The following is a 10,461-nucleotide window of genomic DNA, read 5'->3' as shown; positions in this document are numbered from 1 at the left end:
AAACTGGCGCATTTTCCGCACCTGCTCGCCGTTGGGCATCAGTTCGTATTTGAAGGCTTGGAGGCGTTGCATAGTGACCCGAAGCTATATTTATAGCCAGTAGTATAGGGCGCCTGCGGCGCCCGCGCTATCCTTCCTCGGCCTGAAGTGCCGAGGCTTGTCGCGCTTTTTGGTCAGGGGTTGCCCCGATCGGCGGCCTCGCCGCGCCCGGGAAGGGAAATCTCGCCGAGGGAACCCGGGGTCTCGGGCAGCCGCCCCTCCCAGGCCTCGAACTGGCTGACCGCCCAGTCGCGCAGCTGCTCGAAGAGGGGGCGCAGCTCGGCCTCCCGCCACGCCTCGAGATGAGCCAGCGGGGTCAGACCGATGACGATGGTGGCCAGCACCAGGATCGCCGCGCCCTTGGCGGCGCCGAAGGCGGCCCCCATCACCCGGTTGAAGAGGCCCATGCCCACCCACTCCACCGCGGCATGAACCAGGCGGATGACGATGCCGCAGAGCAGCACCACGCCGAAGATCACCAGCACGAAGGCCAGCACCAGGCGGCCGTCGGCGTTGTCGATCAACCCGGCGAGCAGATCCGCCACCGGCTGGGCCAGCACCCGGGCGGCGAGCAGCGCGATGATCCAGGCGGCCAGGCCCAGGGCCTCGCGGATCAGCCCGCGCAGAAAGCCGGTCACCGCCGTGACCGTCAGCAAGGCGATGAAGAGCCAGTCCAGCCAGGTCAGCGCCATCTCAGTTCCTCGCCCGCACCAGCAGGCCCTGGTGGTTGGTCCGGGACTTGAGCTCGTTCATGGCCCGCTCGCCCTCCTCGGAAGTGCGATAGGGGCCTGCATAGACCGTGGTCAGGTTGTTGTCGCGGGGCTGGCTGTAGGCCGGGAAGCCCTGCTCGCGCAGCTGCTGGAGCAGCCGCTCGGCGTTGGCCGGCTCGCCGAAGCTGCCCACCTGGACCGCCCACTCGCCGCCGGAGGCGGCGGGAGCCGGCGTGCCGGCAGACTGGCTGCGGCTCTCGGCCAGGCGCTGGTCGGCGGCCCTGGCCAGCTCGGCGATGGGGTCCGGGGCCGGCGACGGCGCGGGCTCGGCCCGGGGGCTCGGCGTCGCATCAACGACGGGCGGCGCCATCACCTCGGCGGGCGCCTCGGCCCGGGCCAGCTGCTCGGCGGCCTCCTCGGCGATCTCGGCGACCTCCTCGACGAGGGCATCGTCGCGCAGCGCCTCATCCTCTTCGGGCATCGCCATGGGCCCACCGAACTCGCCGAGGCTCGACGGGGGCCGGGGCTCCGGCACCTCGGTGCGCGGTACCTCGATGGGCTGCTCGATGGTCAGCACCGGCTGGGGCCGCTCGCTGCGGGGGGCCGGCTCGCTGAACAGCAAGGGCACGAAGATCACCGCCAGGGCAATCAGAATCACCGCACCGCTGATGCGCTCAGGCCATCCATATTTCATCGGGCTTCCTCGCTGCCGCCTGTGTCCTGATCAGTCTGACCCGCCGAGGTGCGCTGCGCCAGCCACTCGAGCACCTCGCCCACGGTGAAGAAGGAGCCGCACACCAGCACGCGATCCTCCGGTGCCAGCCGCTCGGCCAGCCAGGCCGCGGCCTCGCGCGGCGAGCCGCCACGGTGTACCACCGCGGCGCCCTGCCCGGCCAGCCGCTCGGCCAGGTCGTCGGCGCGGCGCGCCCGCTCGCCGGCCAGGCTCGCGGTGACCCAGCCATCCACCGCCGGGGCGAGCGCGGCGATCACGCCGTCGGCATCCTTGTCGGCGAGCATCCCCAGCAGAGCCCAGGTGCGTCCCGCACAGGGCACGGCCGCCAGGCGCTCGGCCAGGTAGCGAGCGGCATGGGGGTTGTGACCCACGTCGAGGCACCACTGCCCCAGCCACTGCATGCGGCCGGGCAGGCGCACCTCGGTCAGCGCCCGGCGGCAGGCCGCCGGATCGAGGGCCACCCCGGCAAGCTCCAGGGCCTTCAGCGCCGTGGCAGCGTTGTCCAGGGGCAGGCCGGGGTCGGGGAGGCCATCGTCCCACCAGAAGTCATCGCCCAGGGCAAAGACCGGGGCACCGAGCTCGGCGGCCACCTGGCGCACGCTGGCCGGCAGCTCACGACTGCCGAGCACCGCGGGGCGCCCGGGGCGCAGGATGCCGGCCTTCTCGCGGCCGATCTGCTCAAGATCGGTGCCCAGGAAGGCGGCATGATCCTGGGCCACGGTGGTCACCACCGCGACGTCGGGGTCGATGATGTTGACCGCATCCAGGCGCCCGCCGAGCCCCACCTCGAGCAGGGCGATGTCCACCGGGCGCTGGGCCATAGCCCAGAGCGCGCCGAGGGTGCCGACCTCGAAGTAGGTGAGGCTGACCGGCTCGCCATCCAGCCGCGCCGCCTCGACGGCGGCGAAGCCCGCCATCAGGATGGCATCAGAGGCCTCCTGGCCGTCGAGGCGCAGGCGCTCGTTGTAGCGGATCAGGTGAGGGGAGGTATAGGCGGCGGTGGAAAGGCCGTGGGCCCGGGCGAGCGCCTCCAGCATGGCCACGGTGGAGCCCTTGCCGTTGGTGCCGGCCACGGTGATCACCCGGCCTGCGATGGGGCGCGCCAAAAACCCCATGCGGCGGGCGACCTCGGCCACGCGATCGAGGCCGAGGTCGATGCCCACGGGATGGGCGGCCTCCAACCGGGCCAGCCAGGCGGCGAGCGTGGTGGGAAGTGCCACGTTGCTCATCGGCTCAGCGACGGCCGTCGTCCCGGGCGTCATCGCCGGGCGGAGGCGTCGCTTCGTCGGCGCCGGGCGCACTCTCCGCCGGCTCGGCGCTCTCCTGGGCTTCGGCCTGCTCGGCGGCGCCCACCAGGCCGGGTTCGTCGGCAGGCAGCTCGGGAAGCCCCAGGGCGGGCTGGTGGGTCAGCTTGCGCAGCACCGCCCCCAGGCGGTCGCGCATCTCACCGCGATGCACGATCATGTCGACGGCGCCGTGGTCGAGCAGGAACTCGCTGCGCTGGAAGCCTTCGGGCAGCTTCTCACGCACGGTCTGCTCGATGACGCGCGGGCCGGCGAAGCCGATCAGGGCGTTGGGCTCGGCCACGTTGAGGTCGCCCAGCATGGCCAGTGACGCCGAGACACCGCCGAACACCGGGTCGGTGAGCACCGAGATGTAGGGCACGCCGGCCTGCTTGAGCCTCTCCAGGGCGGCGGAGGTCTTGGCCATCTGCATCAGCGAGAAGAGCGCCTCCTGCATGCGCGCCCCGCCGGAGGCGGAGAAGCAGATCAGCGGAATGCGCTCGTCGTGGGCCAGGGTAGCGGCGCGCACGAACTTCTCGCCCACCACGGCGCCCATGGAGCCGCCCATGAAGCCAAACTCGAAGGCCACCACCACCACCGGCAGGCCGTCGAGGCGCCCGCGCATGGCGACCAGGGCATCCTTCTCGCCGGTCTCCTTCTGGGCCGCCGTCAGGCGGTCCTTGTACTTCTTGGTGTCGCGGAACTTGAGGCGATCGACGGGCTCCACCTCGGCGGCAATCTCCTCGCGGCCCTCGCGGTCGAGGAACCAGTCGAGGCGCTTGCGCGCGGTGAGCCGCAGGTGGTGGTCACACTTGGGGCAGACGTTATGGTGCTTGTCGAGTTCGGGCAGGTAGAGCACCGCCTCGCACTTGGGACACTTGCGCCACAGACCGTCCGGCACACTGGCGCGGCGATCCTTGCGCTGGATACGCCCGATGGAGGGCACGATCTTGTCTAGCCAGCTCATCAGAAGGGTTCCGTTATGTGGTCGGCGCCCGCTCGCCGGGCGCGTGGATCGAAGCCTGCAGCGAAGGTCGCTCAGCTTGCGCTCATGGCATCCAGGGCCTGGCGCATCTCGCCAAGCACCGCCTTGAGCTCGCCGGCGATCACCTCGGGACGCTCGGCATTCTCGCCGATGCGACTGACCAGCGCCGAGCCGACGATCACGCCGTCGGCCACGCGCCCCACCTCGGCGGCCGAGGCGCCGTCGCGAATGCCGAAGCCGACGCACAGCGGCAGGTCGGTCTGTTCGCGCAGCGGGGCCAGGTGGTCGGCCACGTCGGCGGCATCCAGGCTGGCAGAGCCGGTCACGCCCTTGAGCGAGACATAGTAGAGATAGCCTTCGCCGTGGGCGCATATTGTAGCGGCCCGGGCACCGGAAGTGGTAGGGGCGACGAGGAAGATCGAGGCGAGCCCGTGGGACTTGAGCAGGGGGCCGAGCTCCTCGCCCTCCTCCGGGGGCATGTCCACGGTCAGCACGCCGTCGACGCCAGCCGCCGCGGCCTGCTCGGCGAAGGCGGCAAGGCCAATGCGCTCCATGGGGTTCAGGTAGCCCATCAGCACCACCGGGGTGGCGGTGTCGGTCTGGCGGAACTCGCGCACCATCTCGAACAGGTGGGAGAGGCGCACGCCGTGCTTGAGCGCCCGCTCGCAGGCCTTCTGGATCACCGGACCGTCGGCCATGGGATCGGAGAAGGGCACGCCCAGCTCGATCACGTCGGCGCCCGCCTCCACCAGGGCGTGCATGAAGCCCACGGTGTACTGGGGCGCCGGGTCGCCGGCGGTGATGAAGGGAATCAGCGCGCGACGGCCCTGGGCCTTGAGCTCGGCGAAGCGTTGGTCGATACGGTTCATCATGTCCCTCAGATCTCGATGCCGTCGAGCTTGGCGACGGTCAGGATGTCCTTGTCGCCGCGGCCCGAGAGGTTGACGACGATGTTCTGGTCGGGGCGCATGGTGGGCGCCAGCACCTTGGCGTAGGCCAGGGCGTGGGCGGACTCCAGGGCCGGCATGATCCCCTCGACGCGGGTCAGCTCGCGGAAGGCGGCGAGCACCTCATCGTCGTTGGCGGCCACGTAGTTGACCCGGCCCACGTCCTTCCACAGGGCGTGCTCGGGGCCGACGCCGGGGTAGTCGAGGCCCGCCGAGATGGAGTGGGTGTCGGAGACCTGGCCACCCTCGTCGGACATCAGGTAGGTGCGGTTGCCGTGGAGCACGCCGCGGGGTGCGCCGGAGGAGAGCGGTGCGGCGTGGCGACCGGTCTCGACGCCGTCGCCACCGGCCTCGACGCCGTACATCGCCACCTCGTCATCTTCGACGAAGGGGTAGAAGAGCCCCATGGCGTTGGAGCCGCCGCCGACGCAGGCGACCAGGGCATCGGGCAGCTTCCCGAACTCCTCGAAGGATTGGCGGCGCGCCTCGCGACCCACCACGGCGTTGAAGTCGCGCACCAGCATCGGATAGGGATGCGGGCCGGCGACGGTTCCGATGATGTAGAAGGTGTCGTCGACGTTGGTGACCCAGTCGCGCAGCGCCTCATTCATGGCGTCCTTGAGGGTGCGGGTGCCGGACTCCACCGAGATGACGTTGGCACCCAAGAGGCGCATGCGGTAGACGTTTAGCTTCTGGCGCTGGATGTCCTCGGCGCCCATGTAGACGTCGCACGCAAGCCCCAGGCGGGCCGCCACGGTGGCGCTGGCCACGCCGTGCTGGCCGGCGCCGGTCTCGGCGATCACCCGGGGCTTGCCGCTCTTCTTGGCCAGCAGCGCCTGGCCGATGGTGTTGTTCACCTTGTGGGCGCCGGTGTGGTTGAGGTCCTCGCGCTTGAGCCAGATCTGGGCACCGCCAAGCTGCTTCGACCAACGCTCCGCATGGTAGAGCGGTGAAGGACGACCCACGTAGTGGGCCAGGTCATAGTCGAATTCCGCCTGGAAATCCGGATCATCGCGAAGACTCAGATAGGTCTTCTCCAGCTCATCCAGGGCGAAGCTCAGGGTCTCCGAGACGAACCGTCCGCCGTAGGGGCCAAAGTGGCCGCGGGCATCCGGCAGTCGGGTCAGGTCACTGAACTTGCTCACGAAAGACACCTCACAGGTCGCCAGAAGGGCTTGGGGATTGAAATCGGTGGCCGAAGCGAGGGGCGCTCAGCCGGCACGGCGCCGGGCATCGCCCTCGCCCGCCGCGGCCATGAAGGCCGCCATGCGCCCGGCATCCTTGATGCCGGGCGCGGCCTCGACACCGCCGGAGACGTCCACCGCGAAGGGCGCCACGGTGGCGATGGCCTCGGCCACATTGTCGGCAGCGAGGCCTCCGGCGAGGATAACAGGTTTTGCCAGCCCTGCGGGGATTCGCGACCAGTCGAAGGTCTCGCCGGTACCGCCCGGAACCCCGGGGCGGTAGGCGTCGAGCAGCAGCGCCCGCGCCCCGCAATAGGCTTCGGCGGCGGCATGCAGATCGAGGCCGTCGCGCATGCGCAGCGCCTTGATCCAGGGGCGTCGGAAGGCCTCGCAGAAGGCCGGCGGCTCGTCGCCGTGGAACTGCAGCAGGTCGAGGTGCTCCGCACAGCGCTCGATCAGCTCGGGGTCCTGATCGACGAAGAGCCCCACCCGGGTGACGAAGGCCGGCACCCGTGCGGCGAGCGCGGCGAGAAGCACCTCGTCCACGGCACGCTTGCTGCCGGGCCAGAGCACGAAGCCGAGCGCGTCGGCACCGGCCGCCACGGCGGCATCGACGTCCTCGGGCCGGGTCAGGCCGCACAGCTTCACCCGTGTGCGCTGCATCATGGCGCCTCCCCGGCCGCCACCGGCCGGCCGCGGCGGAACTCCACCATGGGGCAGTCGGGCAGCGGCCGCTCGCCGGTCCACTCGCCGAGGAAGGCGAGCAGGTTGGGCCCCAGCGGCTCTCTGGGCAGGCCCCAGCTCTCGTCGTAGAGGGAATCCACGAAGTGCAGGCCGCAGGCCGGCGCGGTGACGTCGGCCAGGGTGCGGTCCTTGAGGGCCATCAACTCGGCCAGGTACTCCTCGCCGCGCTCGCCGCGCCCCACGGTGACCAGGGCGCCGACGATGTTGCGGATCATGTGGTGCAGGAAGGCATTGCCCTGGACGTCCACCACCACCAGCGGGCCGTGGCGGTGCACCTCGATGAAGTGCAGATGGCGCCAGGGGGTCTTCGACTGGCAGCCGGCGGCCCGGAAACTGGAGAAATCGTGCTCGCCCACCAGCGCCTGGGCGGCGCGGTGCATGGCGTCGGCGTCCAGGGGGTCGCGGCACCAGGTGACGTTGGCGCGCTCCAGCACCGGGCGGCTCGGCTGGTTGAGCAGGATGTAGCGGTAGCGGCGCGCCAGGGCCTTGAAACGGGCGTGGAAGTCGTCAGGCACCTCGGTGACCCAACGCACGGCAATGTCCCGCGGCAGGTTGGCATTGACGCCGAACACCCAGGCCTTCTGGGAGCGCGGCACCGGCGGGTCGAAGTGGATGACCTGGCGCGTGGCATGCACGCCGGAGTCGGTGCGCCCGCTGGCATGAATGCGGATCGGCTGGCCGGCCACCCGGCCCAGGGCCTGCTCCAGCGCCCCCTGCACGGAGGGCGAATGCTTGAGGTATTGCCAGCCGCAGTAAGCGCTGCCGTCATACTCGACCCCCATGGCCAGGCGTCCGGCCAGGGGGGTGCGATCATCGAGAAGCTGAAAGAGGGTCATGCGGAATCAGGGGTCCAGTCGGCCAAGCAGCGCGCGGGCCTCGTCGCGGATGGCGGGGTCGTCGCTCTCGGCCAGCTCGGCGAGCAGCTCTCGGGCGCGACCGGCCTCGCCGGCATCGACCAGGCGCTGGGCCTCGGCCAGACGCTCCGGGGCGGCGCCAGGTGAAAAGCCGCCATTATCCGCCTCGAGAGGCGGGAAGGAAACCTCCTCCACCTCCCACTCCTGGGGGAGCTCGTCGTCGCCAGCGGAGTCCGGGGGGCTTTCCCCGCCCTTCACCGGGGTGAAGTCGATGCCCGGCTGCATGGGCGTCTCCTGCCTGGGCGCCGGCGAGGGATCCAGCGCCGGGGGGCGGTAGTCGATGATCTCGCCGCCCTCCTCGAGGCGCCGGGTGGTGACCTGAAGCGGCTCGGGCTCGGATGGAAGCTCAGGCTCGGGGTCGGGCTCGACCCGGGGCTCATGCTCCTCGGTTGCCACCGGCGCCCCCAGGGACGCCGGACGACGGTAGGCGTCGGCATCCGGGGCCGCCTGGGCCGAGGCAGTGTGCTCATCCGCCGCTTCTCCTGATGCGCCGCCCTCCTCCTCCTCGCCGGCCGCGTCGAAGACCCGCGGAGCACGCTCGGCGGGGCGGTCGAACACCGCGCGCTCCGCAGCGGCACCGGCGGCACCATCGGCGGCGGCACCATCGGCGGCGGCACCATCGGCAGCGGCACCAACGGCGGCGGCCGGGGGCAGGCCGTGGCGCGCGAGCAGGCGCTCCACCTCGTCGCACACGGCGGGATTGCCGCCCTCGCGCAGCCGGGCAGCCTCACGCTCGGCCTCGTCGCGGTTGCCCTGTTCCAGATGGATATTGAGCAGCTTGAGGCGCAGGTCGTCGCGCTCCGGCTCCCGGGCCAGACTGGCCTCGAGCAGCTCTTGCGCCTGGTCATAGCGCCCGTAGGCGATGAAGATATCGGCCTCGCTGATCGCCTCGGCCTGGGGCAGCGAACCCTGCACCGAGGGGGCGGCGGGCGGGGCCGCGGCAGGGCCTGCGGCCTCAGGCTGCCCCAGGGTCGGGGCGCCCGGTAGGGTCACCCGCACCGGGCCGGCACCCACCACGGCAGGCGTTCCCTCCTGGCGGCGATGGCGACGCACCGCCAGCCACAGCGCCAGCAGCGCGACCAGGCCGGCACCGCCCAGCATCAGGTTGCGGTCGAGCTCGCCCTGGTAGATCGCCCCCCACCAGGGGCGCTCCTCTGGGGTGGCGCCGGGGGGCGCGATGCCGCCGGCGCCGGGGCCATCGACCCCGGCACCGCCGGCGGTCAGCGCCGCCAGCTGCTCACGCAGGATAGCCAGCTCATCGCGCATCTCCGAGAGCTCCTCCTGCAACTGGTCCCGCTCGCCCTGCACCGCCTCGAGGGCGTCGCGCCGCTCGAGCCACTGGCTCTCCAGGCGCAGCAGGCGCTCGTCACTGCTCAGCTCGCCATCGCCATAGAGGGCGGCCAGCAGGTCGGGGTCGACCCTGACCTGGGGAGCACCCGATGCCTCACCGGCCTCGGTGACGCCATCCCCGGCCTCCTCGGAGGGCGCCTCGCCGGCCGCTTCATCCTCGCCACCTTCACTCGCTTCGCCAGGAGCACTCCCCTCGGCCGCCAGCTGGGCATCGGTGAGCAGGGTGAGTCGCGGCGTCTCGGGCTCTTCTGCTGACGCCGCCGAGGCCTGCTCCTCGGCGGGCTGCACGACCTCGGCCGCCGGCTCGGCAGCGTCGGCTGGCGGCTCAACGGCAGGGGCGGCCTCCAGCGGCGGGGAAGCCGTTGCCGCGGCCACTGCCACGGGCTCGCCGGAGGTCGCCCCGCCCAGCGCGACACGCGCCGGCGCACCGCCTCCGCGGTTGGCCCAGGCCCGGGTCATCTCGGCGACGATGCGATCCGCCTCGGCGCTGGAACGTGCGACAATCCGCTCGCGACTCGGCACCACCAGGCTGAAGCCGGCGCGCATGGCATTGATGTTGCCGGAGGGGAATACCTCGGGGTTCGCCTCCACCAGGGCCACCATCATCTGGTTCATGCTGATGCCGCTGTCTGGTCGCAGGCGCCCCGCCACGGCCCACAGGGTATCGCCGCTGCGCACCCAGGTCGGGTCACCGCTGACAGCGGAGGCCGCGGCAGGACGCGCCGCCGGCGCCTGAGCCTGCGCCGAGGGGGCAGCGACCGGCGGCATCGAGACAACAGGCGCCGCCACGCGCCGGCTGCCCACCACCAGGGCCGGCATCTGGTCGTAGTCCGGGGGGTCGAGCAGCAGGGTGACCTCGCGCAACTGCTGGCCGCCCGGCCAGTCGAAGCGCAGCAGCAGGTCCAGCCAGGGCTCGCGGACCGGCCGCTCGGTGGTCAGCTCCACCACCAGACGCCCCTGGCGCTGCTCCACCGCCAGCCTGACGCTTGCCGCCAGGGGCGTACGTGGCAGGCCCGCCGCCGCGAAGGCCCGCTCGTCCGCCACCGAGACATTGAGCAGCCCGGGCGGGATATCCGCGGCATCGGTAAGCGGCAGGGTGGCGCGCAGCGGTGCATTCAGCGTGGAGCGCACCTCCGCCTCCCCCAACCCCAGTGCCATGGCCAGGGGGCTGGCAGCGGAAAGCGAAAGCAGCATGGCGAGTGTCAGCTTGCGTTTCATGGAGGTCCCTTGCGTCCGTCGGCAGTACCAGGCGGCCAGGCCGCGGCACCGATGCCATGTTGTTGTGTCGATAGGGTACCTGTGTACCATATTTGCCGCCCCGAAACGCCTGAGCGGGGTCATGCCAGGCGTCATCCCTTCAACGTAAGCCATTGACCCACGCCTCGCGAATCAACGCCCCATACCCTCCACAGCCCATGCCCTCCACAGCAAAGCGGGGCGCCCCCGCAAGTGGCGCCCCGCCGGCACCGGCCCCCCGGCCGACCGCCGCCGGGGGGCCGGCGGCGCCTCCTGCTCGCGCAGGGGCTTCTGGAGGCGCCTTGGCGGCTCCGCCGCCCCCCCCCGGCCTCGGCG

The 10,461-nt window shown here is 71.5% G+C and carries 10 protein-coding genes; all 10 read right to left on the bottom strand.

Annotation, left to right across the window (positions count from 1 at the left end; genetic code table 11):
• The coding region (locus tag DER72_RS16695) for a helix-turn-helix domain-containing protein (RefSeq protein WP_146209079.1) at positions 1-72 on the bottom strand (72 nt) is incomplete at its 3' end.
• 101 nt (positions 73-173) lie between these two features.
• Positions 174-731 carry a CvpA family protein gene (locus DER72_RS15505; protein ID WP_110070840.1) on the bottom strand — a complete coding sequence of 186 codons (558 nt, stop codon included), beginning with the start codon at positions 729-731 and terminating at the stop codon, positions 174-176.
• 1 nt (position 732) lies between these two features.
• The gene (locus tag DER72_RS15500; protein ID WP_110070839.1) at positions 733-1,443 is read right to left on the bottom strand and encodes an SPOR domain-containing protein; all 711 of its coding nucleotides are present in this window, start codon (positions 1,441-1,443) and stop codon (positions 733-735) included.
• Positions 1,440-2,711, bottom strand: coding sequence for a bifunctional tetrahydrofolate synthase/dihydrofolate synthase (gene folC / locus DER72_RS15495; RefSeq protein WP_110070838.1), 1,272 nt, complete (start codon positions 2,709-2,711; stop codon positions 1,440-1,442). The genes DER72_RS15500 and folC overlap by 4 nt, the downstream gene beginning before the upstream one ends.
• A gap of 4 nt (positions 2,712-2,715) precedes the next feature.
• Positions 2,716-3,732: an acetyl-CoA carboxylase, carboxyltransferase subunit beta gene (accD, locus tag DER72_RS15490; RefSeq protein WP_110070837.1), complete on the bottom strand. Its 1,017-nt coding sequence runs from the start codon at positions 3,730-3,732 to the stop codon at positions 2,716-2,718.
• A 71-nt stretch (positions 3,733-3,803) separates the two neighbouring features.
• Complete coding sequence (trpA, locus tag DER72_RS15485) at positions 3,804-4,619, bottom strand: tryptophan synthase subunit alpha (RefSeq protein WP_110070841.1); 816 nt, start codon at positions 4,617-4,619, stop codon at positions 3,804-3,806.
• 8 nt (positions 4,620-4,627) lie between these two features.
• Positions 4,628-5,842 carry a tryptophan synthase subunit beta gene (trpB, locus tag DER72_RS15480; RefSeq protein ID WP_181395691.1) on the bottom strand — a complete coding sequence of 405 codons (1,215 nt, stop codon included), beginning with the start codon at positions 5,840-5,842 and terminating at the stop codon, positions 4,628-4,630.
• 66 nt (positions 5,843-5,908) lie between these two features.
• A complete protein-coding gene (locus tag DER72_RS15475; protein WP_110070835.1) occupies positions 5,909-6,547 on the bottom strand; it encodes a phosphoribosylanthranilate isomerase in 639 nt (212 codons plus the stop codon).
• Entirely contained in the window at positions 6,544-7,461 is a 918-nt protein-coding gene (gene truA, locus DER72_RS15470) for a tRNA pseudouridine(38-40) synthase TruA (protein WP_110070834.1), read from the bottom strand. Before truA ends, DER72_RS15475 begins: the two co-directional genes overlap by 4 nt.
• 6 nt (positions 7,462-7,467) lie before the next feature.
• On the bottom strand, positions 7,468-10,107 hold the full coding sequence (locus tag DER72_RS16640) for a FimV/HubP family polar landmark protein (protein ID WP_146209078.1): 2,640 nt from the start codon (positions 10,105-10,107) through the stop codon (positions 7,468-7,470).
• Positions 10,108-10,461: the final 354 nt, after the last annotated feature.

The sequence above is a fragment of the Halomonas sp. A11-A genome (assembly GCF_003182195.1).
GTDB lineage: Bacteria > Pseudomonadota > Gammaproteobacteria > Pseudomonadales > Halomonadaceae > Halomonas > Halomonas alkalicola.
The sequence above is the reverse complement of the archived record's forward strand: the minus strand, read 5'-3'. Positions and strand labels throughout refer to the sequence as shown.

Bases quoted from the DNA above. Each gene is read 5' to 3' on its own strand.
- DER72_RS15505 (WP_110070840.1), bottom strand. From the start codon at position 731: ATGGCGCTGACCTGGCTGGACTGGCTCTTCATCGCCTTGCTGACGGTC.
- DER72_RS15500 (WP_110070839.1), bottom strand. From the start codon at position 1,443: ATGAAATATGGATGGCCTGAGCGCATCAGCGGTGCGGTGATTCTGATT.
- folC (WP_110070838.1), bottom strand. From the start codon at position 2,711: ATGAGCAACGTGGCACTTCCCACCACGCTCGCCGCCTGGCTGGCCCGG.
- accD (WP_110070837.1), bottom strand. From the start codon at position 3,732: ATGAGCTGGCTAGACAAGATCGTGCCCTCCATCGGGCGTATCCAGCGC.
- trpA (WP_110070841.1), bottom strand. From the start codon at position 4,619: ATGAACCGTATCGACCAACGCTTCGCCGAGCTCAAGGCCCAGGGCCGT.
- DER72_RS15475 (WP_110070835.1), bottom strand. From the start codon at position 6,547: ATGATGCAGCGCACACGGGTGAAGCTGTGCGGCCTGACCCGGCCCGAG.
- truA (WP_110070834.1), bottom strand. From the start codon at position 7,461: ATGACCCTCTTTCAGCTTCTCGATGATCGCACCCCCCTGGCCGGACGC.
- DER72_RS16640 (WP_146209078.1), bottom strand. From the start codon at position 10,107: ATGAAACGCAAGCTGACACTCGCCATGCTGCTTTCGCTTTCCGCTGCC.